Source organism: Pseudonocardia sp. DxW (genome assembly GCF_058448985.1).
The window spans coordinates 143,801-165,706 of sequence record NZ_JBZFLK010000011.1; the positions used below are offsets into that span (position 1 = coordinate 143,801).

Below are 21,906 nucleotides of genomic sequence, written 5' to 3' on the forward strand. Positions count from 1 at the left end.
CGCCCGGATTCGCACGGGCCCGCTCAGCCGGCGGGTACGGCGGCCACGACAGCCTCGGCGATCGGGGTCGCGCCCCGGGCGAGCTCGAGGATCTGCCGGGAGACCCGTGGCTCGTGCAGCAGCGCGACCAGCGTGTCGGCGACGTCCCGGCGGGTGACCTCGGTGTGGATCTGCGCCGGGCCGAGCGCGACGGTGCCACGCCCTGGCTCGTCGAGCAGCACCGCCGGCCGGAGGACGACCCAGTCGAGGCCGCTGCCGGTCAGCGCGACGTCCGCGCCCTTCTTCACCGCGATGTAGTGGTCGAAGCCGGGCCCGAGGTTCCGTTCGCGCCACGCCTCGGGGAACACCGAGACCAGCAGGAAGCGCCGGACACCGGCGATCCGCGCGGCCTCGATCGCCGTGTCGACCCCGGCACCGTCGATCGCCGAGGTGGCCTCGGCCCCGGCGCCGCCGGCACCGGCGGTGAACAGGATCGCGTCGGCGCCGCGGACGAGCCCGGCGAGCTCGGCCGCCGTGATGGTGGTCAGGTCGCCGAGCGTCGCGTCGACGCCCGCCGCCACCAGCTCGTCGCGCTGCCCGGCCCGGCGCACCAGGCCGGACACGGAGTCGCCGCGCTCCTGCAGCGACCGGGCGGCGAGCGAGCCGACCCCGCCGGTCAGGCCGATGACGAAGACCTTCACGCGGCGACCCGCGCGATCAGGGCGTCGGCCGCCGCCGCGGACGACGCCGGGTTCTGGCCGGTGATCAGCAGACCGTCCTGCACGACGTAGGACGCCCAGTCGTCGCCCTGCGAGTAGTCGCCACCGAGCCGGGTCAGCTCGTCCTCGACCAGGAACGGGACGATGTCGACCAGCCCCACGGCCGCCTCCTCGGAGTTGGTGAAACCGGTGACCCGGCGCCCGGACACCAGCGGTGCGCCGTCCTCGTCGACGACGTGGCGCAGCACACCCGGCGCGTGGCACACCAGGGACACCGGCTTGCCGGCACGCAGCGTGTCCTCGATCAGGCGCACCGAGTCCCGGTCCTCGGCGAGGTCCCACAGCGGCCCGTGACCGCCCGGGTAGAACACCGCGTCCGCGTCGGCCGCGGTGACCGAGTCCAGCCGCACGGTGTTCGCCAGCGCCGCGGTCGCGACCGGATCGGCCTCGAACCGACGGGTGTCGTCGGTCCGGAAGTCCGGCTCGTTGCTCGCCGGGTCGAGCGGCGGCCGGCCGCCCGCGGGCGAGGCCAGGACGACCTCGTGACCGGCGTCGACGAACCGGTAGTACGGCGCGGCCAGCTCCTCCAGCCAGAACCCGGTCTTCCGCCCGGTGTCGCCGAGCTCGTCGTGCGAGGTGAGAACGATGGTGACCTTCATGCAGCTCCTCCGTCGTGTGTCGCGTGCTTGTGTCTCGCGTGCTGTTCGTGCCGTGGTCGTGGAAGTAGACCGGTCGGCTAGTACCCGGCATCGAGCACCGTCATGCACCGGACCGGCCAGCCGCTATCCGGCCGTCGTGACGCCCAGCATCCGCCCGGTGACGGCGAGCGCATTGTCCAGCGGGGCGGCGTCCCGCTGGATCTTCGCCATCACGCTGGCCCCCAGCCACAGGTCGTAGAGCGTGCGGGCGGTGGCGGCGGCGTCGAGCCCGACCGGGATCGAACCGTCCGCCAGGCCCGCCTCGACGGTCCGCCGCACCCGGTCGACGATCGCGTCGGTGCCCGCCTTCAGCGCCGTCCGCATCGACTCCGACAGGTCGGCCACCTCGGCCCCGAGCTTGACCGCCAGGCACCTGCCCTGACAGTCCCGGAGGCTCTGGGTGGCACGCCAGTTCCGCCAGTAGTCCATCAACCGCCCGGCCGCCGGGGACGTACCCGCGAGGATCCCGTCCATCTCCGCCAGGTAGCCGACGAAGTAGTTCCGGATCATCGCCTCGCCGAAGGCGTCCTTCGAGCTGAACCAGTGGTAGAAGGAGCCCTTGGGGACCCCGGCCGCGCCGAGCACCTCGTTGATGCCCACCGACCCCCATCCCCGGTCGGCCATCAGGCGTTGGCCGACGTCGAGGATGTTCTGCCGGGTGTCGGTGGCGGGCACGGGGCCACTCTACGGCCCATTAGACCAGTCGTCTAGTCGCTGCGGGACGGGCGAGCCGCGCGACGGGACTCCGCGCAGCGGGGGAACACCTGGTCAGACGCGGAGCCGGAGGTCGGGATCGAACCGACGACCTACTGTTTACAAGACAGTTGCTCTACCACTGAGCTACACCGGCGGGTCGCCCCAGACTAGCTTCCCGCCCATCCCACACCCTCCCCGCCCGCCCACCGGACGCACCGGACGGGCGTCCGGCCGTGCCGCCGTCACCCGCCCGACACAGATCCCTAGCCTGGGAGGCCGCACGGACTACAGGAGAGGTGAACCGAACGTGGCCGAGGACACGCCGCCCGTCGACAGGTTCGCGCGGCGACTGCGCGGGGCGCTGCGGCGGGACGCGAAACGGCTGCTGACCCCCGGCCCGTCGACGGTGCCGATGCTGATGCTCGGCCCCCAGGTCCCCGACGACGCCCAGGTCCAGCAGGTCCTCGACCTCTGCATGCGGATCGGCGAGATCGAGCTGTCCAGTGGCGAGTCGGTGGACGAGGTCACCGCGACGATGCTGCGGCTGGCCAACGCGGCCGGCCTCCCGGCGGTGGACGTCGACATCACGTTCACCTCGATCACGATGTGCTGCCACCGGGGCAACGCGGCACAGCCGGTCACCACGATGCGGCTGGTCCGCTACCGGACCCTGGACCTGTCCCGGCTGGCCGAGACCGAGCAGATCGTCCGCGACCTGGAGGCGGGCCGGCTGGACGTGCGCGCGGCGTCGTCGCGGGTGTCGGACGTGGTGCGCAGCCCGCACCCCTACCCGCGCTGGGTCGCGACGTTCGGCTGGGCCGGGCTGGCCGCGTCGATCGCGCTGCTGCTCGGCGGCGGCCCGATCACCGCCACGGCGGCCTTCGTCACGACGGCGGTGATCGACCGGATCGGCAGGCTGCTGGCCCGGTGGGGGGTCGCGTCGTTCTTCCAGCAGGTGCTCGGCGGCTTCCTGGTGACCGCGTCGACGATCCTGCTGATCTCGATCGGGCTGTTCCCGGCCGGGACCAGACCCTCGTTCATCGTGGCGGCCGGGATCACCGTGCTGCTGTCCGGGCTGAGCGTCGTCTCCACCGTGCAGGACGCGCTGACCGGCTACTACCTGACGGCGGCGGCCCGGATCGTGGAGATCTCGCTGCTGTCGGCGGGGCTGCTCACCGGCGTCGTGCTCGGGCTGCAGCTGGGCTTCCAGTTCGACGTGCCGATCGAGGTGTCCGGGGACCTGCCGTCCAGCGTCGGGCAGTTCGGCCTGTCGGTGCTGTCCGGCGCCCTGGCGGCCGCGTTCTACGCGCTCGCCGGGTACGCCCCGCTGCGCTCGCTGCCGATCGCCGGCGCGGTCGGCGCGGCGAGCTGGGCGGTCTACGGCGTGCTGACCCAGGTGTTCGGGATCGGGGCGGTCCCGGCGACCGGCGCCGCGGCCCTGGTGGTCGGCCTGGCCGCCGGGCTGCTCCGGCGCGGGACCGACACCCCGCCGATGGTGGTGACGCTGGCCGGCGTCACCCCGCTGCTCCCCGGCCTGGCCGCCTACCGCGGCTTCTACCAACTGGCCGTGGAGGGCGTCTCGGAGGGACTGGTGACGGTCACCATCGCGCTGGCGATCGGTCTCGCGCTGGCCTCCGGTGTGGCGCTGGGCCAGTTCGCGACCCGGCCGCGGCGCCGGCCGGAGGAGACGCCGGCCTCCGGGGACAGCCCGTCCACCGGCAGCGGCTACATGCTCGCGCCGGACTCCGACGCCGCCGAATCGCAGGCCGCCCCCGCCGACTCGAAGTAGGCTCGGCGACGGGCCCGGGACGCGCCCGCGGCCCGTGCGTCGAGGAGGGCATGTGACCAGCGGCGAACCGGTGACCGCGGCGGATCTGGTGGTGGTGGCCAACCGGCTGCCGGTGGACTACGAACGCCGGCCGGACGGCAGCACCGGCTGGAAGCGCAGCCCGGGGGGCCTGGTCACGGCGCTGGAACCGACGCTGCGGGCCCGGGAGGGCGCCTGGGTCGGCTGGCCCGGCGTCCCGGACGTCGAGGTCGATCCGCTGGTGGAGGACGGCCTGTCGCTCTACCCGGTCCGGCTCTCCGCCCAGGAGGTCGAGGACTACTACGAGGGCCTCTCCAACGGCACGCTCTGGCCGCTCTACCACGACGTGGTCGCCCAGCCGCAGTTCCACCGGCACTGGTGGCGGGCCTACACCGTGGTCAACCAGCGCTTCGCCGAGGAGGTCGCCAGGGTCGCGGCGCACGGCGCGACCGTGTGGGTGCAGGACTACCAGCTCCAGCTGGTCCCGGGGCGGCTGCGCGAGCTGCGGCCGGACCTGCGGATCGGGTTCTTCCTGCACATCCCGTTCCCCCCGGTGGAGCTGTTCCGCCAGCTCCCGTGGCGGACCCGGATCATGGAGGGCCTGCTCGGCGCGGACCTGGTCGGGTTCCACACCGACGGCGGCGTCCGCAACTTCCACTGGCTCGCCCAGGAGCTGGCCGGCGCGACCCCGGACCGGGATCCGGAGGTGGTGCGCTACGGCGGCCGGCAGGTCCGGCTGGGCGCGTTCCCGATCTCGATCGACACCAAGCAGCTCGACGAGCTGTCCCGCACCGAGACCGTCCTGAAGCGCGCCGCGCAGATCCGCGAGGAGCTCGGGAACCCCGCGCGGATCGTGCTGGGCGTCGACCGGCTGGACTACACCAAGGGCATCGACGTGCGGCTGCGCGCGTTCCAGGAGCTCCTGGAGGAGAACCGGATCACGGGCGGCGACACGACGCGCAGCGGAGCGGAGTCGGCCATCGACACCGTGATGATCCAGCTGGCCACGCCGTCGCGCGAGCGGGTCGAGCACTACCAGCAGATGCGCAACGACATCGAGCAGGCGGTCGGCCGGATCAACGGCGAGTTCGCCAGGGTCGGCCATCCCGCCGTGCACTACCTGCACCGCTCGCTGCCCCGCGAGGAGCTGGTCGCGTTCTTCCTGGCCGCCGACGTCATGCTGGTCACCCCGCTGCGGGACGGCATGAACCTGGTCGCCAAGGAGTACGTGGCGGCCCGGCACGACGACGGCGGCGTGCTGGTGCTGTCCGAGTTCGCCGGCGCCGCGATCGAGCTGACCTCGGCGCTGCTGGTGAACCCGCACGACACCGACGGGGTCAAGGAGGCGCTGTACGCGGCGCTGACGATGAACCCCGACGAGGGCCGCAAGCGGATGCGCACGCTGCGCCGCCAGGTGCTCGACCACGACGTGGACCGGTGGGCGCGCTCGTTCCTGGAGACGCTGGGCGTGAAGGTGGACCGGTGACGCCGGCGGGCCCGGCCGGCGCGCTGGACCGGCTGGCCCGGGCCGACCGGCTGCTGGTGGCGCTCGACTTCGACGGCGTGCTGGCGCCGCTGGTGGACGATCCGTCGGCGTCCCGGCCGCTGCCGGGGTCCGCCGACGCGGTGCGCCGGCTCGCCGGCACCGACGCCACCACGGTGGTGCTGGTCTCCGGCCGCGGGCTCGACGATCTCGCGACCGTCTCCGGCTTCGGCCCGCCGGTCGGGCTGGTCGGCAGCCACGGCGCCGAGTTCGACGCGCGGCTCTCCGAGCTGCTCGGCCGCGGCGGGCTGCTCAGCGACGCGCAGGCCCGGCGGCGGGCCGCGCTGCTCGACGGCCTGCGGGAGCTGGTCGAGGCCGCCCCGGGCGCCCGGCTGGAGACCAAGCCGGCCGGCGGCGCCGTGCACGTGCGCGGGATGGACCCGGCGACCGGTGCCGCGCTGCTGCAGCAGGTCGAGGCCGAGTGGGTGCGCGACGGCGTCGACGCCACCGCGGGCAAGGACGTGCTGGACCTCGCGGTGCTGCGCACCACCAAGGGCGCCGCGGTGGCCGCGCTGCGCGACGTGCTCGGCGCCGGTCCGGTGCTGTTCGCCGGCGACGACGTCACCGACGAGACCGTGTTCGGCACGCTCGGCCCGGACGACGTCGGGATCAAGGTCGGCGACGGCGCCACCGCCGCCGGGTACCGGATCGCCGATCCGCACGAGCTGGAACCGCTGCTGCACCGGCTGGCCGACGCGCGGACCGGTGCGGTCAGGAGCGGGCCCGGCCGGTGACGGTCAGCTCGTCGCCGACCCGCAGCTCGGGGCCCGGGCCGGGGCCGGGATCGGGATCGAGATCGGGGATGAGATTCACGCCGAACAGCACGCCGCCGCCCACCCGGCGGTGCCGGGCGAGGGTGACCATCGGCTCCCGGCCGCGATCGGCCGTCACCGGGTCGACGGTGGTGAACACGCACCGGGCGCAGGGCTTCGCGACCCGGAACGCGACGTCGCCGACGGTGATCCGCCGCCAGCCGTCCTCGGCCCACGGCGCCGTCCCGGACACGACGAGGTTCGGCCGGAACCGGCTCATCGGCAGCGGCCCCTCCGCGGCGTGCGGGCCGTCCGCGACCAGCTCGTTCAGCGCGTCGAGGGAGTCCTGCGAGGTCAGCAGCAGCGGGTACCCGTCGGCGTAGGACACCCGGTCCTGCGGCCGGGAGAACTCCGGATCGGGCCGCCGGCGGTCCGGGTCGTCGAGGTGCACCAGGCGCACGTCGGTGCCGAGCAGCCCGGAGAACCACCGGTCGGCCTCGGGGCCCGCCGGCACCCCGGCGGTGTCCGAGCGGTGCACCCGCACCGGGACGGTCCCGACAGTCGGGGCCGGCTCGGCGACCCGCAGCACCGGGAGGCCGGGGCCGGTCACCTCCAGCCCGGCGCCGGTCGGCCGGGGCTCGGCGAGGACCAGCCGCGGGTGCCTGCGGCCGGTGACCATCACGCCGTCCGGGTCGACGACCATCCACCGCCGGTCGCCGGCGAGGCCGGCGCGCTCGACGGGGAGCCGGTCCTCCGACGTCCCGCGGCAGGACTTCACCGGGTACCGGAGGAGACCGGTCAGCCTCACCATCCGGAAAAGAACTCCCCCGACTGCCGCAGCGCCCGGGTGGTGGAGCCGACGACGAGCTCGGTCGGCAGCGTGACGTGCTCGGAGACGTGCCGGTCGCCGCGTTCCAGTAGCAGCCGCCCGGCCTCCCGGCCCTTCTCCCGGAACGGCTGCCGGACCGTGGTCAGCCCGACCCGGTCGGCCTCGGGCACGCCGTCGAACCCGGCGACCGACAGGTCCTCGGGGACCCGCAGGCCGCGGACCCGGGCCTCGCCGAGCGCGCCGAGGGCGAGGATGTCGGAGGTGCAGACGACGGCGGTGATCCCCGGGTGCGCGTCCAGCAGGGCGGCCGCGCCGTCGGCGCCTGCCTCGGCGGAGTGCTCGAAGCGCTCGACCACCGGCACCGTGGACCAGCTGACCCCGGCCTCGGTGAACGCCTCGCGCAGGCCGGCCAGCCGCTCCCGCTGCACGCTGTAGGTGCTGCGCTCCTGCCGCTCGGGCCCGACCGGCCCGTCGTACCGCTGTGAGCTGAGCCGCATGCACAACACGCCGATCCGCCGGTGCCCCAGCTCCACCAGGTAGCGGCCGAGCGCCAGGGTGCCCGCCCGGTCGTCGACGCCGACCCGGTCGACGCCCTCGACGCCGGCCGGCTGGTCGCACACCACGGTCGGCACCGGACGCTGCAGGACGGCGCGGAAGTGCGGGTCGTCCTCGCTGACCGAGTAGACGACGAAGCCGTCCACCCCCGCCTGGTAGACGGCGTCGACGTCGGAGTGCTCCGGGCTGACCGGCACCAGCAGCAGCCCGGTGCCCGCCTTCTCGCAGGCCAGCGCGAGCCCCTCCAGGAAGCCGGTGGCGCCCGGGTCGCGGAAGGCGTAGCTCAGCGCCTCGGTGAGCAGCAGCCCGACCGCGCCGGCCCGGCGGGTGCGCAGCGAGCGGGCCACCGGGTCCGGGCCGGGGTACCCGAGCCGGCGGGCCGCCTCCAGGACGCGCTCGCGCAGCGGCGCGGACAGCTGGTCGGGGCGGTTGTAGGCGTTGGACACGGTGGTCCGGGAGACGCCGAGCTCGGCCGCCAGCGACGCGAGCGTCGCCGGACGCCGCTGGTGCTGGGGACCGGTCACGCCTCGAACGGTAGCGGCGGCGTCACCCGGGTGAAAGTCCGGCCCGGCCCGGGCGTATGGATCACATCGTCGCAGTCCGGCCCGACTGTAGAGTGAATATGAGAACGATTTTCGATAAATACATGACGATACGTTGATAGGAGTTCGGTCGTGTCCCCTTCCCCGCTCCGCCCGGCCGCGTTGGTGGCCGGGCTCGCCGCCCTCTCGCTGGGCCTGTCCGCCTGTGGCTCCGGCCAGGTGGAAGCCCCGACCAGCCCAGACACCCCGCAGTCCGCGATCGTCGCCTCCACCGACGCCTGGGGCGCCGTCGCCCGCGCCGTCGGCGGCAACTACGTGCAGGTCGAGTCGATCATCGACTCGCCGAACGTGGACCCGCACGGCTACGAGGCGACCCCGCAGGACGCCCTGACCGTCGGCGACGCCCAGCTGATCCTGATGAACGGCGGCGGCTACGACGCGTTCATGACCGGCCTCATCTCCTCCTCCGGCAACCAGGCGCCGGTGGTCGACGCGGTCGAGGTCTCCGGGCTGGAGGGCGCCGGCGAGGCCGGTCACGCGCACGAGGACGAGGCGGGGCCCGACCACGCGCACGAGGACGAGGCGGGCCACGACCACGCGCACGAGGACGAGGCGGGCGGCCACGAGGGACACGACCACGGCGCGTTCAACGAGCACGTCTGGTACAGCCTGCCGACCGTGCAGCAGGTCGCCCAGCAGCTCGCCGACCGGCTCGCCGAGATCGACCCGTCGGCCGCCGAGTACTTCCGGAGCAACGCCCAGGCCGTCTCCGGCGGCATCGCCCAGCTGACCTCGAAGGCCACCGACATCGGCCGCAGCCACCCGGACGCCCGGGTCGTCGTCACCGAGCCGGTCCCGGACTACCTGCTGGAGTCGGCCGGCCTGGAGAACGTCACGCCGCAGGAGTTCTCCTCGGCCGTCGAGGAGGGCACCGACCCGCCGGCCGCCGTCGTCGCGCAGACCCTGGACCTGTTCCGCAACCAGCCGCCGGCCGACGTGCTGATCGTCAACAGCCAGACCGAGTCCGCGAGCACCGACCAGGTGCGGGCCGCTGCCGAGCAGGCCGGCGTCCCGGTCGTCGAGATGAGCGAGACACTGCCCGAGGGCGTCGACGACTACGTCCAGTGGATGAACGGCAACCTCGACGAGCTGAACGCGGCGCTCTCGCAGTGACCGCCCCGGCGCTCTCGCTGCGCGGGGCGGGCCTGCGGTTCGGCGACCGGACCCTGTGGTCCGGCCTGGACCTCGACGTCGCCCCCGGGGAGTTCGTCGCGGTGCTCGGCCCGAACGGCTCCGGCAAGACGACGCTGATGCGCGTCCTGCTGGGGCTGCTCGCGCTCTCCGAGGGCGAGGTCCGGATCGCCGGCGCCGCGCCGCGCCGCGGCAGCCCGGAGATCGGCTACGTGCCCCAGCAGCAGCAGCTCGATCCCGATCTGCCGCTGCGCGGGCGGGACCTGGTCGGGCTCGGCCTGGACGGGCACCGGTTCGGCCCCGGCTGGGCCCGGCCCGGCGCCCGCCGGGAGCGGCGCGAGCGGGTCGACCGGGCGCTCGGCGCGGTCGGCGGCACCGGGTACGCCGGATCGCCGGTCGGCAGGCTCTCCGGCGGCGAGCAGCAGCGGCTGCGGGTCGCGCAGGCGCTCGTCGGCGATCCGGCGCTGCTGCTGTGCGACGAGCCGCTGCTCTCCCTCGACCTGTCCCACCAGCGCACGGTCACCCGGCTGATCGACGAGCGCCGGCGCACCGACGGCACCGCCGTGCTGTTCGTCACGCACGAGATCAACCCGGTGCTCCCGCTCGTCGACCGGGTGCTCTACCTGGTCGACGGCCGGTTCCGGATCGGCCCGACCGAGCAGGTCATGACCTCCGAGGTGCTCTCCGAACTCTACCGCACCGAGGTGGACGTGCTGCGCGTGCGGGACCGGCTGGTCGTCGTCGGCGCCGAGGACGCCGGCCTGCACGCCGAGCACGGCGGGGTCCCGGCTTGATCGACCGGCTGTTCTCCTTCGACGGCACCCTGGAGCTGCTGGCCGAGCCGTTCGTGCAGAACGCGCTGATCGCCTGCGCGGTGCTCGGGCTGGTCGCCGGGCTGCTCACCCCGCTGGTGGTCAGCCGGGGCATGGCGTTCGCCGTGCACGGCACCGCCGAGCTCGCCTTCACCGGCGGCGCGGCCGCGCTGCTGATCGGGCTGGAGGTCGGGCTCGGGTCGGTGGTCGGCGCCGTCGTCGCGGCGACCATCTTCGGCGTGCTCGGCCTGCGCCAGCGCGAGCGGGACTCGGTGATCGGCGTCGTGCTCGCGTTCGGGCTCGGCCTCGGCGTGCTGTTCCTGTCCCTCTACGAGGGCCGCTCGGCGAACCGGTTCGGGCTGCTCACCGGCTCGATCGTGGCCGTCGACGGGACCAACCTGCGGGTGCTCGCCGTCGTCGCGGTGCTGGTGCTCGTCGCCTTGCTGGTGGTCTACCGGCCGCTGTTGTTCGCGAGCACCGATCCGGACGTGGCGCTCGCCCGCGGCGTGCCGGTGCGCGCCCTGTCGCTGGTGTTCGCGGTGCTGATCGGGCTGGTGACCGCGCTCGCGGTGCCGATCGTCGGGGCGATCCTGGTGCTCGCAGTGATGATCGTCCCGGGCGCCGCGGCGAACCGGGTCACCGCCAACCCGGTCCGCGCGACGATCCTGGCCGTGGTGATCGCCGAGGTGTCGCTGGTCGGCGGCACGATCCTGTCGCTGGCGCCGGGGCTGCCGGTGTCGGCGTACGTGGCGACCATCGGCTTCCTCGCCTACCTGCTGTGCCGGCTGGTCGCCCGGCTGCGCGGGCGCGCCGTGGCCCGCGCCTGAGCCCGGTCCGTCAGCGACCGACGCGGCGGCGGCGCGCCACCTCGGCCAGCACCACACCGGTGGCGACCGAGGCGTTGAGCGACTCGACGTTCCCGGCCAGCGGGATCGAGACGGTGACGTCGCAGGTCTCCCGGACCAGCCGGGACAGCCCCTTGCCCTCGGACCCGGTGACCAGCACCAGCGGGCCGGTGGCGAGATCGAGGTCGTCGAGCGAGACGTCGCCGTCAGCGGCCAGGCCGGCGACCATCAGCCCGGCCGAGGCGTACTCGCGCAGCGTCCGGGTCAGGTTCGTCGCGCGGGCCACCGGCAGCCGGGCCGCGGTGCCGGCCGAGGTCCGCCAGGCCACCGCCGTCATCCCGGCGGCGCGGCGCTGCGGGACGACGACGCCGTGCCCGCCGAACGCGCTCACCGAGCGGACGACCGCGCCGAGGTTCCGCGGGTCGGTGACGCCGTCCAGGGCGACCGCGAGCGCGGGCCGGCCGGAGTGGGCGGCCCGCTCCAGCAGCTCGTCGGGGTGGGCGTAGGAGTACGGCGGCACCTGCAGGGCCATCCCCTGGTGCAGCGCCCCGCCGGTGATCCGGTCGAGATCGTTGCGCGGGACCTCCAGGATCGAGATCCCGGCCTCCGCGGCCAGCGCGACCGCCTCGGCGACCCGCTCGTCGGCCGGCATGCCGGTGGCGACGTGCAGGGCGGTCGCCGGGACGCCGGCGCGCAGGCACTCGACGACCGGGTTGCGGCCGAGCACCGTCTCCGGGCCCTCGCCGTCGCCGCGCCGGCCGGCGACCGGCCGGCGGCGCTGCTGATCCTGCTGGGCCGCCCGGCGGGCGGCCGCCTTCTGCTTGGGGTGCCCGGGCCGCAGGTCGCCGGGCGGGGTCGGCCCCTTGCCGCGCAGCGCGCGGCGGGACTGGCCGCCGGAGCCGACGACCATCCCCTTCTTGGTGCCGTCCTTGCGGATCGCTCCGCGGCGCTTGGAATTGCCTGCCATCGTTATCGGGCGTCCTATGCGTCTTTGAGAGTCCAGGTGGAGCCGCCGGCGCCGTCCTCGACGGCGATGCCGGCGGCGAGCAGCTCGTCGCGGAGCCGGTCGGCGGTGGCGAAGTCGCGCTCGGCGCGCGCCGCCTGGCGACGCTCCAGCATCGACTCGACCAGGGTGGCCAGCGCCTCCCGGGCACCGTCACCGGTGGCCTCGGCGGCGCCGCCCGCGGCCAGCGGGTCCAGCCCCATCACGGCGGTGGTGGCGCGCACGCAGGACGCGGCCCGCGAGGCGGTGCCGGCGTCGCCCGCGTCGAGCGCGGTGTTGCCCTCGCGCACCAGCTTGTGGATCACCGACAGGGCACCGGGGGTGCCCAGGTCGTCGTCCAGGGCGGCGGCGAACTCGGCCGGGACGTCCGCCGACGGCTCGGGCAGCCCGTGCCGCTCGCGGACCCGGTTCACGAACGACTCGATCCGCCGGTAGGCGGCGACCGCCTCGTCCAGTGCGGCGTCGGAGTACTCGATGGCCGACCGGTAGTGCGGGCCGACCAGGTAGTAGCGCAGCTCGGCCGGGCGGACCCGCTGCAGCAGCGACTCGATCTGCAGCGTGTTGCCCAGCGACTTGGACATCTTCTCGCCGCCCATGGTCACCCAGGCGTTGTGCAGCCAGAACCGGGCGAACGGGTCACCGGCCGCGTGCGACTGGGCGCGCTCGTTCTCGTGGTGCGGGAAGACCAGGTCCAGTCCGCCGCCGTGGATGTCGAACTCCGGGCCGAGGTAGGCGGTGGCCATCGCCGAGCACTCCAGGTGCCAGCCCGGACGGCCGTGCCCCCACGGGGTCGGCCAGCTCGGCTCGCCCGGCTTCGCCGCCTTCCACAGGGTGAAGTCCAGCGGATCGCGCTTGTGCCCGCCCTGGCCCTCGCCCTGGTGCACGTCGTCCACCTTCTGGCCGGACAGCGAGCCGTACTCGGGCAGCGTCCGGACGGCGAAGTAGACGTCGCCGGCCGCGGTGTAGGCGTGCCCGCGGTCGATCAGCCGCTCGATCAGGTCGACCATCTGCGTGATGTGCCCGGTCGCGCGCGGCTCGATCGAGGCGGGCAGGCAGCCCAGCGCGTCGTACGCGGCGGTGAAGGCCCGCTCGTGGGTGGCGGCCCACTCCCACCACGGACGGCCCGCCGCCTCGGACTTGCGCAGGATCTTGTCGTCGATGTCGGTGACGTTGCGGACCAGCGTGACGTCGTAACCGGCGTGGGTCAGCCAGCGGCGCAGCACGTCGTAGTTGAGGCTCGACCGGACGTGACCTATGTGCGGCAGGCCCTGCACGGTGGCACCACAGACGTACATCGACACGGCTCCGGCCCGCAGCGGCGTGAAGGCACGCTGCTCCCTGGTCGCTGAGTCGAGAAGTCTGAGGCTCACATCACCAGGGTACGGCTCTCCGATTCGTCCACTACACCGGCGGTGTCCGAGCGGCAAGGTGTGCGTCATGACTGTTCAGCAGCTGTACCCCAGGCTCGTCGTGTCCGACGCCGACGGGGCCGTCCGGTTCTACGCCGCGGCGTTCGGCGCGGAGCTCGTCGAGCGCTACACCGACGGGTCCGGCCGGGTGGTGCACGCGCTGCTCCGGGCCGGCGACGCGCTCTGGGCGGTCAAGGACGCCGACGAGGTCGACCCGGCACCGGCCGGCCCCGGCGCGGTGATCGTCGCGCTCTACGTCGACGACCCGGACGCGGTCGCCGCGGCGATGGTGGCCGGCGGCGGGCGGGTGCTCTTCGAGGTCGCCGACCATCCCTACGGCGAGCGCGGCGGCCGGATCGCCGATCCGTACGGCCACGCCTGGATGGTCGCCGCGCGCAGCGAGGAGCTGGACCCGGAGGAGGTCCAGCGGCGGACCGCGGCGGCCTATCCCTGACCGGCGGCCAGCAGCAGGGCGGTCGCCACCGCGGCCCGGCCCTCGCCGCGGCCGGTGAGGCCGAGCCCGTCGGTGGTGGTGCCGGACACCGAGACCGGTCCACCGAGGACCCCGGTCAGCACCTGCTCGGCCTCGGCCCGCCGGCGGCCGATCTTCGGGTCGTTCCCGATCACCTGGACGGCGGCGTTCCCGATCGTCCAGCCGTCGCGTTCGAGCAGCCTGCGGACCTCGGCCAGCAGCGCCGAACCGGAGGCGCCGGACCATTCCGGACGGCCGGTGCCGAACACCGCACCGAGGTCGCCGAGCCCGGCGGCGGACAGCAGCGCGTCACACAGCGCGTGCGCGGCGACGTCGCCGTCGGAGTGCCCGGCGCAGCCGTCCACCCCGGCCCACAGCAGGCCGGCGACCCAGCAGTCCCGGCCGGGCTCGACGGGGTGCACGTCGGTCCCGATACCGACCCTCATCCGATACCGACCCTCATCCGGTGCTCCGTACTCCTCCGGCCGGGTGTGTCGGCGCGCCGCCGAGCAGCAGCCCGGCGATCCGCAGGTCCCAGCCGGTCGTCACCTTGAACGCGAGCGGATCGCCCGCGACGGTCGCGACCGGCTCGCCGAGCGCCTCGACCAGGCCGGCGTCGTCGGTCGCCGGATCGGGACCGCTGGCGTAGGCGAGACGAAGCTCACGCGCCCGGAAGCCCTGCGGCGTCTGCACCGCCCGCAGCGTGGAACGGTCCACAGTGGACAGTACGGTCCCGGCCGGGTCCACCGTCTTGACGGTGTCGGTCACCGGCAGCACCGGGATCACCGCGGGCGCGCCCGCGCGGACCGCGTCGACCACCCGGCGGACCACCCCGGCGGGGGTCAGCGGGCGGGCGGCGTCGTGCACCAGCACGACCTCGGCGTCCGGCCGGGTCGCGGCCAACCCGGCGGCCACCGACGCGGTGCGGTCGGCGCCACCGGGCACGACCGTCACCGGCCGGCCCGGGAGCAACCCGACCGCATCGTGCACCTGCTCGGCGGGGACGACGACCACCACGTGATCGACGACGCCGGACCCGAGCAGGCCGTCGACGGCGCGCACCAGCATGGGCACGCCGCCGACCTCGACGAACGCCTTCGGCACACCGGCACCGAGCCGGACCCCCGAACCCGCCGCAGGCAGCACGGCGACGACGGGCGAACCGCTCACTCCGCGATGCTCAGGCGTTCGCGGTGGCGAGCACCTCGTCGAGCAGGATCTCGGCCCGCTCCTCGTCGGTGCCCTCGGCCAGCGCGAGCTCGCTGACCAGGATCTGTCGCGCCTTGGCGAGCATGCGCTTCTCGCCCGCGGACAGCCCCCGGTCCTTCTCCCGGCGCCACAGGTCACGCACGACCTCGGCGACCTTGTTCACGTCGCCCGAGGTGAGCTTCTCCCAGTTCGCCTTGTAACGGCGGGACCAGTTCGTGGGCTCCTCGGTGTGCGGCGCGCGCAACACCTCGAAGACCCGATCCAGACCCTCCTGACCCACCACGTCCCGAACGCCGACGACCTCTACGTTGTCGGCGGGAATGCGGACCGTCAGATCCCCCTGCTGAACCTTCAGGACGAGGTACTGCACTTCCTCGCCCTTGATCGTCCTCATCTCGATCGCCTCGATGAGCGCGGCACCGTGGTGCGGGTAGACGACGGTCTCTCCGACCTTGAAAACCATGTGTCCTCTGGCCCCTTTCGCTGGGACCAGATTAACACGCCGTTCGAACGGGCCGGTGACCGGCTTTCACCGTCGTCGCAGGTCAGGGGGTTGACAACACCGGAAAAACGTGTTCCCGCGGGTGTGTACCGGGTCTGCCGGAAGCCCGTCACCTGCGCTCCACCGGGCCGCCACGCGGCGGACGGAGCCGGCCTGCGGACGCCCGACCGCGCACCGGCGCGGGACACGCGACTAGGCTGCCGGGCGGATCGGGCGATTCCACCGCGCCGGTCCGCACTCGCCGTACGCGCGCCGGGAGCAGCTCCCGGCCGGCAGGAAGGACACGCCGACCGTGAGCCGCAACCGCCGTCCCGTCCGCACCCTGGCCGGGGTCGCCGGAGCCGTCGCCCTGACCGGCCTGCTGCTGAGCGGGTGTGGTGCGGGACAGCTCTCGCAGACCGCCCAGCAGGTCGCCGAGACCAACGGCGTCAACGTCTCGGTCGGCTCGGTCGACCTGCGGGACGTGCAGGTCGCCTATCCCGAGTCGCCGGCCAGCGAGGCCGCGCTCTACGCCAGGGGCACCGCGGCGCCGCTGCGCGCCACCCTGGTGAACTCCGGCAGCGTCGCCGACCGGCTGGTCTCGGTCAGCTCGCCGGCCGCCGCGAACGTGCTGATCGACGGCGACCCGGTCCTCCCGCAGGACATCGCTCTGGTGTCGGCGGCGAACTTCCCGCTGTCGCCGACCGCGAGCCGCCCGCTGAACATCACCCTCGAGGGCCTGACCCAGCCGATCGGCGCCGGCGACACCATCCCGGTCACGTTCGTCTTCGAGCGCGCCGGCTCGGTCACCGCGCAGGTGCCCGCCGCCGTGCCCACCGAGGACGTGCCGCTCGGCCCCGGCCCGGAGCGCGACGACTTCTCCGCCGAGGCCGAGGTCGCACCGGCGCCGCCGGAACTGCCGGCCGACGAGGGCCAGGACGGCGAGGACACCTCGGTCACCGACGGCGAGGGCGTCGAGTCCGCCCCCGGCAACGAGGGCAGCGGCGCCGGCGGCGCCGCCGGCAACTGACCACCAGGACCCGGGCGGCCCGCTCGGGTGGCTACCGCTGTACCGAGTGCGACCAGCGCACCGCGCAGTGGGTCGGCCGCTGCCCGGGCTGCCAGGCCTGGGGCAGCCTCGAACAGGTCGAGGCCCCGCGCGGCAACGGCCGCACCGTCGTCGCGGGCGCACCGAGCACGCCGGCCCGGCGGATCGCCGACGTCGAGCTGGACGCCGCCCGGGCCCGACCGACCGGCGTCGACGAGCTGGACCGGGTGCTGGGCGGCGGGCTGGTGCCCGGCGCGGTCGTGCTGCTCGCCGGTGAGCCCGGCGTCGGGAAGTCCACCCTGCTGCTGGAGGTCGCGGCCCGCGCGGCGGCCGGATCGCGGGTGCTCTACGTGTCCGGCGAGGAATCCGCGGGCCAGGTCCGGCTGCGCGCCGAGCGGACCGGCGGGCTGCACGACGAGCTCTACCTCGCCGCCGAGTCCGACCTGGAGTCGGTGCTCGGACACGTCGACGCGTTGGCGCCGTCGCTGCTGGTGATCGACTCGATCCAGACCATGTCCACCGCAGGCGTCGACGGCACCCCGGGCGGGGTCACCCAGACCCGCGCGGTGACCATCGGGCTGACCGCGCTCGCCAAGGAGCGCGGCCTGGCGGTGCTGCTGGTCGGCCACGTCACCAAGGACGGCGGCATCGCGGGCCCGCGGGTGCTGGAGCACGTCGTCGACGTGGTGCTGCACTTCGAGGGCGACAAGCACTCCGCGCTGCGGATGGTGCGCGGCGTGAAGAACCGGTTCGGCCCGGCCGACGAGGTCGGCTGCTTCGAGCTGCGCGACTCGGGCATCGTCGGGCTGCCCGACCCGTCGGGGCTGTTCCTGGGCCGGTTCGGCCAGGGCGGCGACGGGGTGCAGCCGGGCACCGCGGTGACCGTCGTGATGGACGGCAGGCGGCCGCTGCTGGCCGAGGTGCAGGCGCTGGTGGCCGGGGCGAACATCCCGAGCCCGCGGCGGGCGGTGACCGGGCTGGACGCGTCCCGGGTACCGATGCTGCTCGCCGTCGTCGAGCGGCGGGGCGGGCTGAAGCTGCACGACGCCGAGGTCTACACCGCGACCGTCGGCGGCATGAGGATCACCGAGCCGGCCGCGGACCTGGCGGTCGCGCTGGCCGTCGTCTCGGCCAAGCGCGACATCGCGCTGCCCGCCGATCTCGTGGTGCTCGGCGAGCTCGGCCTGGCCGGTGAGCTGCGCCGGGTGCACGGCATCGGGCGGCGACTGGCCGAGGCGGCCCGGCTCGGCTTCACCAGGGCGATCGTCCCGCCGGACGCCGAGGTCGGGTCGACCGGCATGAAGATCACCGAGGCGGCGTCGCTGAAGCAGATCATGGACCGGCTGCGCTGAGCCCGGTCAGCCCATCAGCAGCGGGGCCGGCGCGCTGACCACCCCGCCGAGCCGGGCCAGCACCCGGTAGCCGCCGGGCTCGACCCGGGCCCGCTCGGCCGCGCAGCCGGGCTCGGACCGCAGCCCGCTCCAGGTCACCGCGAACGCGACCGGCTCGCCGGGCACCAGGGTGCGCAGGTCGTCGGTGGCCGGGTTCGAGCAGTCGTTGGACGACCAGAGCTTGTCCGCGCCGTCGCCGCTCCACACCGCGATCTCCTGCTCCGCACCGTCCAGGTCGCGCACGCACGGCTCGCCGGACACGTTGGTGACCACCAGCCGCAGCTCCGGGCGGGCGTCGGCCGGGTAGCTCGGCTGCCCGGTCTCGGCCCGCACCTCGATCATGCCGTCGGCGCAGGGCACCGGGCCGGTCGCGGGGGACGGCGCGGCGTCCGGCACCGGCACCGACGGGCGCGGGGTGTCGTCGGGCCGCACCGTCTCGTCCACCGGGCCCGCGTTCGGGGCCGCGGGCCCGGTGGACTCCCTCTCGTCCGCCGGTCCGGGGCCGGCGGTGGCGGGGAGCGGCGGCTGCGGTGCGCCCGGGGCTGGGGACTCCGGGGCCGGGGATGCCGGAGCCGCCGCTCCGCTGTCGGGGGTGGACACCGCTGCGGCACCGGTCGGTGTGGTGTCCTCGCCGGCCGCTCCGGGGATGAGCAGCCAGGTGGTCAGCCACAGCAGGGCGAACAGCGCGAGCAGCGCGGCGCCCACCGCGACTGCGCGCCGACGCCAGTAGACCGACGCCGGCAGGGGTCCCACCGGGTCCAACATGTCACTGACGGTAGATCGATGATTACTCGATGTCGTCGGTGCCGCGCCGGTGCGGAGCAGGTCGGCGCGGTTGTACCCCTGTGAGGGAACGGGGGACGCGCCACCGGGTGACCGGGGGGCACCGGCACCGACCGACCGTGCCCGGACGTCCCCGTCGGAACCGCCCCGGCCGCACCCGACCAGGGGCGATGATCACGGATCCGGCACCGGGACGGTCGCCCGGTGCCGCTCCGGGTGCCCGATCCGTGATCACGTCCGGGCACCCGCGACACTGGAGGGGTGCTGGCCGAGCGGATCCACCCGTGGTTCTCCGCGCATGCCCGGGACCTTCCGTGGCGGCGCCCGGGCACGACGCCGTGGGGGGTGCTGGTCAGCGAGTTCATGCTGCAGCAGACCCCGGTGGCCCGGGTCGAGCCGGTCTGGACCGAGTGGATGCGGCGCTGGCCCGCGCCGTCCGCGCTGGCCGCCGCACCGCGGGCGGACGTGCTGCGCGCCTGGGGCAAGCTCGGCTACCCGCGCCGGGCGATCCGGCTGCACGACGCCGCGGCCGCCATCGCCCGGGAGCACGGCGACGCCGTCCCGTCGGACGTGGACGCGCTGGAGGCGCTGCCGGGCGTCGGCTCCTACACCGCGCGCGCGGTCGCCGCGTTCGGCTTCGGGCTGCGGGCCCCGGTCGTCGACACCAACGTCCGGCGGGTGGTGGCCCGCGCCGTGCACGCCCACGGCGACGCCGGCCCGGCCCGGACCCGTGTCGATCTCGCCGACGTCGACGCGCTGCTGCCGCCGGACGACGCGACCGCGGCGGTCGTCTCGGCCGGGCTGATGGAGCTCGGCGCGGTGGTCTGCACCGCGCGGGCACCGCGCTGCCCGCTCTGCCCGGTCGAGGCGGAGTGCGCCTGGGTGGCCGCGGGCAGGCCCGCCTACGAGGGCCCGCGCAAACCGGTGCAGGGCTTCGCCGGGACCGACCGGCAGGTCCGCGGGAAGCTGATGGACGTGCTGCGCGGCGCCCCCGGCCCGGTCCGGCGGGCCGAGCTGGACGCGGTCTGGCCGGACGCCGGGCAGCGCGACCGCTGCCTGCACTCGCTGCTGGTCGACGGCCTCGCCGAGCAGACCGACGACGGCCGCTTCGCACTCCCCGCCTGATGCCCGCGACCGTCCGGTTCCGGCTCGATCCCGCCGCGGTGGGCGAGCTGGCGGGACTGCGGGCCCGGCTCACCGCCGCCGGGCTGCCCGCCGCGGGCGGCGACCCGGTGGTCACCGTCGCCGCCGCCGGGACCGTCCCGGGACCGGCCAGGGACGCGCTGGTGGCCGAGCTGCGGCTGGTCGCGCTGCCCGCGCTCTGGCTGGCCACGCTCGGCTCCCGGACCGGCGACGACGACGCGCTGGTGCTCGCCGCCGTCACCGACCCGGAGGTGCTCGCGGTGCACACGGCGGTGCACGACGCGCTGGCCGGACGGGTCCGCGGGCCGCACGCCGCGCACCTGCCCGGCTCCTGGCTGCCGCACGTGGTGCTGGCCACCGAGCGGCCGGCGGAGGCGTTCGCGCTGCTGCACCCGGTGCCGCCGGTGCGGGCCCGGATCGTCGCCGTGGAGCTGCACGACTCGCGCACCGGGGTGACCGAGGTGCTCGCTCACTGACCGGTGGCGCCGAGCAGCGCGGTCACCGCCCCGGCCCAGCCGGCCGGGTCCGCGTCGTGCACGAGATGGCCGGTCCCGGGCAGCCGGACGTGCCGGGCGCCCGGCACCCGGGCGGCGAGCAGCGCGAGCTGCCCCGGCGGGGCGACCGACTCCCCCGCCTCGATCACCAGCAGCGGGACGCGGACCGCCGACAGCTCGTCGAGCAGGCCGCGGCGCAGCCAGTGCGCGGCGATCGCGCAGGCGTCGTCGACGTCGCAGGCGAGCCACCAGCCGTCGGCGCGGCGGACGGCGCAGCGTCCCATGTGCTCGCCCACCTCGGGCCGCGGCCGGCCGAGCACCGCCGCCAGTGCGGCCCGGGACGGGTGCGGCCCGGCGACCGCGCCGAACCAGGCGCGCATGTCCTCGAGCAGCCCCGGCGGGCTGCCGGTCAGGTCCGGTGGCGGGTCCTCGGCGACGACCGCGGTGACCAGGTCCGGCCGCCGGACGGCGGCCAGCAGCGCGGACAGCCCGCCCATCGAGTGGCCGACCAGCGCGGCCGGCCCGGTGCGCCCCAGCAGCTCGACGACGTCGCGGGCCAGCCGGTCCGGCGACCAGGCCGCCGGGTCCGCCCCGTCCGGCCGCCCGGAGCGCCCGTGCCCGCGCGCGTCCGGCGCCAGCACCCGGCCGTGCGGCGTCAGCGCCGCCGCCCGCGGCTCCCAGCTCGCGGCGCAGCTCATCAGGCCGTGCAGCAGCACGATCGGCCGCCCGCGGCCGCCGAACGCGGTGACGGCCAGCTCGACGCCGTCGGAGGAACGCACCCGCCGACCCTAGGCTGCACCCGTGGCCGACGAGCACGACGTGCGCCGGATCGCCCTCGGGCTGGACGGCGCCGTGGAGAACCCTGGCGACGGGTTCGACTTCCGGGTCCGTGGCAAGGGGTTCGTGTGGTCCTATCCGGAGCGGGTGCCGGGCCGCCGCCGGGTGATCCGGACCGACATCGCGGTGCTCTACGTCGGCGACGAGGCGGAGAAGCAGGCGCTGCTGCGCGGCGAGCCGGAGCTGTTCTCCACCGACCCGGGACACGAGCCGTTCCCGCTGGTCCTGGTGCGCCTGGAGCGGGTCGGCGTGGACCGGCTGGCCGAACTCGTCAGCGACGCCTGGCGGATGCGCGTCGACGGGGCCGGTCCGGGCTAACGTGGGTGCATGGCCGTAGTGAAGATCAACGCGATCGACGTCCCGGAGAACGCCGGGCCGGAGCTGGAGAAGCGGTTCGCGAACCGCCTGCACGCCGTCGACGGGCAGCCCGGGTTCATCTCGTTCCAGCTGCTCCGCCCGGTCTCCGGGGACGACCGGTACTTCGTGGTCACCCACTGGGAGACCGAGGAGGCGTTCCAGGCGTGGCGGGACGGGCCCGCCGCCGAGGCGCACGCCGGTGCGCGCTCGCCGAAGCCGGTCGCCACCGGCGCCTCGCTGCTGGAGTTCGAGGTCGTCGATCTCGAGCAGATCGCGGCGGGGTCCTGATCGATCCGGACCTGCGCTCCGCC

Annotated in this window: 25 protein-coding genes and 1 tRNA gene; 13 read left to right on the forward strand and 13 right to left on the reverse strand. The window is 75.0% G+C overall.

The window, feature by feature from the left end; all coding sequences use genetic code 11:
- Window positions 1–23: 23 nt before the first annotated feature.
- The 4 genes from ACVJO7_RS18690 to ACVJO7_RS18705 form a co-directional block, all read right to left on the reverse strand.
- On the reverse strand, window positions 24–680 hold the full coding sequence (locus tag ACVJO7_RS18690) for an NAD(P)H-binding protein (protein ID WP_491673948.1): 657 nt from the start codon (window positions 678–680) through the stop codon (window positions 24–26).
- Window positions 677–1,357: a type 1 glutamine amidotransferase domain-containing protein gene (locus ACVJO7_RS18695; RefSeq protein WP_491673949.1), complete on the reverse strand. Its 681-nt coding sequence runs from the start codon at window positions 1,355–1,357 to the stop codon at window positions 677–679. Before ACVJO7_RS18695 ends, ACVJO7_RS18690 begins: the two co-directional genes overlap by 4 nt.
- Before the next feature lie 123 nt (window positions 1,358–1,480).
- Window positions 1,481–2,071, reverse strand: a complete 591-nt coding sequence (locus tag ACVJO7_RS18700; RefSeq protein ID WP_491673950.1) for a TetR/AcrR family transcriptional regulator — start codon at window positions 2,069–2,071, stop codon at window positions 1,481–1,483.
- 103 nt (window positions 2,072–2,174) lie between these two features.
- A tRNA-Thr gene (locus tag ACVJO7_RS18705) sits at window positions 2,175–2,246 on the reverse strand.
- A 153-nt stretch (window positions 2,247–2,399) separates the two neighbouring features.
- Between ACVJO7_RS18705 and ACVJO7_RS18710 the strand changes: the two genes are divergently transcribed.
- The 3 genes from ACVJO7_RS18710 to otsB are packed head-to-tail and all read left to right on the forward strand — an operon-like array spanning window position 2,400 to window position 6,176.
- Window positions 2,400–3,881, forward strand: coding sequence for a threonine/serine exporter family protein (locus tag ACVJO7_RS18710; RefSeq protein ID WP_491673951.1), 1,482 nt, complete (start codon window positions 2,400–2,402; stop codon window positions 3,879–3,881).
- 52 nt (window positions 3,882–3,933) lie between these two features.
- Window positions 3,934–5,385 (forward strand): alpha,alpha-trehalose-phosphate synthase (UDP-forming), encoded by a 1,452-nt coding sequence (locus ACVJO7_RS18715; RefSeq protein WP_491673952.1) that lies wholly within the window; start codon window positions 3,934–3,936, stop codon window positions 5,383–5,385.
- Window positions 5,382–6,176, forward strand: coding sequence for a trehalose-phosphatase (gene otsB, locus ACVJO7_RS18720; RefSeq protein WP_491673953.1), 795 nt, complete (start codon window positions 5,382–5,384; stop codon window positions 6,174–6,176). Before ACVJO7_RS18715 ends, otsB begins: the two co-directional genes overlap by 4 nt.
- Here otsB and ACVJO7_RS18725 read toward each other — a convergent pair.
- Window positions 6,154–7,005 (reverse strand): MOSC domain-containing protein, encoded by an 852-nt coding sequence (locus ACVJO7_RS18725; protein WP_491673954.1) that lies wholly within the window; start codon window positions 7,003–7,005, stop codon window positions 6,154–6,156. The two genes, otsB and ACVJO7_RS18725, sit on opposite strands and share 23 nt — an antisense overlap.
- Window positions 6,999–8,102, reverse strand: a complete 1,104-nt coding sequence (locus ACVJO7_RS18730) for a LacI family DNA-binding transcriptional regulator (protein ID WP_491673955.1) — start codon at window positions 8,100–8,102, stop codon at window positions 6,999–7,001. The genes ACVJO7_RS18725 and ACVJO7_RS18730 overlap by 7 nt, the downstream gene beginning before the upstream one ends.
- A gap of 150 nt (window positions 8,103–8,252) precedes the next feature.
- Here ACVJO7_RS18730 and ACVJO7_RS18735 point away from each other — a divergent pair, with 150 nt between their 5' ends.
- From ACVJO7_RS18735 to ACVJO7_RS18745, 3 genes are read left to right on the forward strand one after another with little or no spacing between them, the layout of a single operon-like run.
- Complete coding sequence (locus tag ACVJO7_RS18735) at window positions 8,253–9,293, forward strand: metal ABC transporter solute-binding protein, Zn/Mn family (protein WP_491673956.1); 1,041 nt, start codon at window positions 8,253–8,255, stop codon at window positions 9,291–9,293.
- Window positions 9,290–10,105: a metal ABC transporter ATP-binding protein gene (locus tag ACVJO7_RS18740; protein ID WP_491673957.1), complete on the forward strand. Its 816-nt coding sequence runs from the start codon at window positions 9,290–9,292 to the stop codon at window positions 10,103–10,105. Before ACVJO7_RS18735 ends, ACVJO7_RS18740 begins: the two co-directional genes overlap by 4 nt.
- Entirely contained in the window at window positions 10,105–10,950 is an 846-nt protein-coding gene (locus tag ACVJO7_RS18745) for a metal ABC transporter permease (RefSeq protein WP_344021755.1), read from the forward strand. Before ACVJO7_RS18740 ends, ACVJO7_RS18745 begins: the two co-directional genes overlap by 1 nt.
- 10 nt (window positions 10,951–10,960) lie before the next feature.
- Here the strand turns inward: ACVJO7_RS18745 and rlmB are convergent, their stop codons facing one another.
- Both rlmB and cysS read right to left on the reverse strand, forming a co-directional pair.
- Window positions 10,961–11,935 (reverse strand): 23S rRNA (guanosine(2251)-2'-O)-methyltransferase RlmB, encoded by a 975-nt coding sequence (gene rlmB, locus ACVJO7_RS18750; RefSeq protein WP_491673958.1) that lies wholly within the window; start codon window positions 11,933–11,935, stop codon window positions 10,961–10,963.
- A 14-nt stretch (window positions 11,936–11,949) separates the two neighbouring features.
- Window positions 11,950–13,341 carry a cysteine--tRNA ligase gene (cysS, locus tag ACVJO7_RS18755; protein WP_344021342.1) on the reverse strand — a complete coding sequence of 464 codons (1,392 nt, stop codon included), beginning with the start codon at window positions 13,339–13,341 and terminating at the stop codon, window positions 11,950–11,952.
- A gap of 67 nt (window positions 13,342–13,408) precedes the next feature.
- Here cysS and ACVJO7_RS18760 point away from each other — a divergent pair, with 67 nt between their 5' ends.
- Window positions 13,409–13,834: a VOC family protein gene (locus tag ACVJO7_RS18760; RefSeq protein WP_491673959.1), complete on the forward strand. Its 426-nt coding sequence runs from the start codon at window positions 13,409–13,411 to the stop codon at window positions 13,832–13,834.
- Here the strand turns inward: ACVJO7_RS18760 and ispF are convergent.
- Genes ispF through ACVJO7_RS18775 form a run of 3 tightly spaced genes read right to left on the reverse strand, consistent with a single transcriptional unit; the run spans window position 13,825 to window position 15,524 of the window.
- Window positions 13,825–14,298 carry a 2-C-methyl-D-erythritol 2,4-cyclodiphosphate synthase gene (ispF, locus tag ACVJO7_RS18765; RefSeq protein ID WP_491673960.1) on the reverse strand — a complete coding sequence of 158 codons (474 nt, stop codon included), beginning with the start codon at window positions 14,296–14,298 and terminating at the stop codon, window positions 13,825–13,827. The genes ACVJO7_RS18760 and ispF overlap by 10 nt on opposite strands.
- Window positions 14,299–14,311: 13 nt before the next feature.
- The gene (gene ispD, locus ACVJO7_RS18770) at window positions 14,312–15,022 is read right to left on the reverse strand and encodes a 2-C-methyl-D-erythritol 4-phosphate cytidylyltransferase (protein ID WP_491673961.1); all 711 of its coding nucleotides are present in this window, start codon (window positions 15,020–15,022) and stop codon (window positions 14,312–14,314) included.
- 10 nt (window positions 15,023–15,032) lie between these two features.
- Window positions 15,033–15,524, reverse strand: a complete 492-nt coding sequence (locus tag ACVJO7_RS18775; RefSeq protein ID WP_085910376.1) for a CarD family transcriptional regulator — start codon at window positions 15,522–15,524, stop codon at window positions 15,033–15,035.
- Window positions 15,525–15,855: 331 nt separating this feature from the next.
- On the opposite strand from ACVJO7_RS18775, the gene ACVJO7_RS18780 reads away from it, so the two are divergent.
- Together ACVJO7_RS18780 and radA are read left to right on the forward strand one after the other, a co-directional pair.
- Window positions 15,856–16,572, forward strand: coding sequence for a copper chaperone PCu(A)C domain-containing protein (locus ACVJO7_RS18780; protein ID WP_491673962.1), 717 nt, complete (start codon window positions 15,856–15,858; stop codon window positions 16,570–16,572).
- Window positions 16,569–17,942, forward strand: coding sequence for a DNA repair protein RadA (radA, locus tag ACVJO7_RS18785; protein ID WP_344021757.1), 1,374 nt, complete (start codon window positions 16,569–16,571; stop codon window positions 17,940–17,942). The genes ACVJO7_RS18780 and radA overlap by 4 nt, the downstream gene beginning before the upstream one ends.
- 6 nt (window positions 17,943–17,948) lie before the next feature.
- On the opposite strand, the gene ACVJO7_RS18790 is transcribed toward radA, so the two are convergent.
- Window positions 17,949–18,746, reverse strand: coding sequence for a hypothetical protein (locus ACVJO7_RS18790; protein WP_358486326.1), 798 nt, complete (start codon window positions 18,744–18,746; stop codon window positions 17,949–17,951).
- A gap of 279 nt (window positions 18,747–19,025) precedes the next feature.
- Here ACVJO7_RS18790 and ACVJO7_RS18795 point away from each other — a divergent pair, with 279 nt between their 5' ends.
- Both ACVJO7_RS18795 and ACVJO7_RS18800 read left to right on the forward strand, forming a co-directional pair.
- Window positions 19,026–19,889 (forward strand): HhH-GPD family protein, encoded by an 864-nt coding sequence (locus tag ACVJO7_RS18795; RefSeq protein WP_491673963.1) that lies wholly within the window; start codon window positions 19,026–19,028, stop codon window positions 19,887–19,889.
- Window positions 19,889–20,383, forward strand: coding sequence for a 2'-5' RNA ligase family protein (locus ACVJO7_RS18800; protein ID WP_491673964.1), 495 nt, complete (start codon window positions 19,889–19,891; stop codon window positions 20,381–20,383). The genes ACVJO7_RS18795 and ACVJO7_RS18800 overlap by 1 nt, the downstream gene beginning before the upstream one ends.
- On the opposite strand, the gene ACVJO7_RS18805 is transcribed toward ACVJO7_RS18800, so the two are convergent.
- Window positions 20,377–21,180 carry an alpha/beta fold hydrolase gene (locus ACVJO7_RS18805; RefSeq protein WP_491673965.1) on the reverse strand — a complete coding sequence of 268 codons (804 nt, stop codon included), beginning with the start codon at window positions 21,178–21,180 and terminating at the stop codon, window positions 20,377–20,379. The genes ACVJO7_RS18800 and ACVJO7_RS18805 overlap by 7 nt on opposite strands.
- 22 nt (window positions 21,181–21,202) lie before the next feature.
- Between ACVJO7_RS18805 and ACVJO7_RS18810 the strand changes: the two genes are divergently transcribed.
- Both ACVJO7_RS18810 and ACVJO7_RS18815 read left to right on the forward strand, forming a co-directional pair.
- Window positions 21,203–21,556: an MmcQ/YjbR family DNA-binding protein gene (locus ACVJO7_RS18810; protein WP_491673966.1), complete on the forward strand. Its 354-nt coding sequence runs from the start codon at window positions 21,203–21,205 to the stop codon at window positions 21,554–21,556.
- A 9-nt stretch (window positions 21,557–21,565) separates the two neighbouring features.
- Window positions 21,566–21,883, forward strand: a complete 318-nt coding sequence (locus ACVJO7_RS18815; protein ID WP_491673967.1) for an antibiotic biosynthesis monooxygenase family protein — start codon at window positions 21,566–21,568, stop codon at window positions 21,881–21,883.
- The last annotated feature ends 23 nt before the right edge of the window (window positions 21,884–21,906 follow it).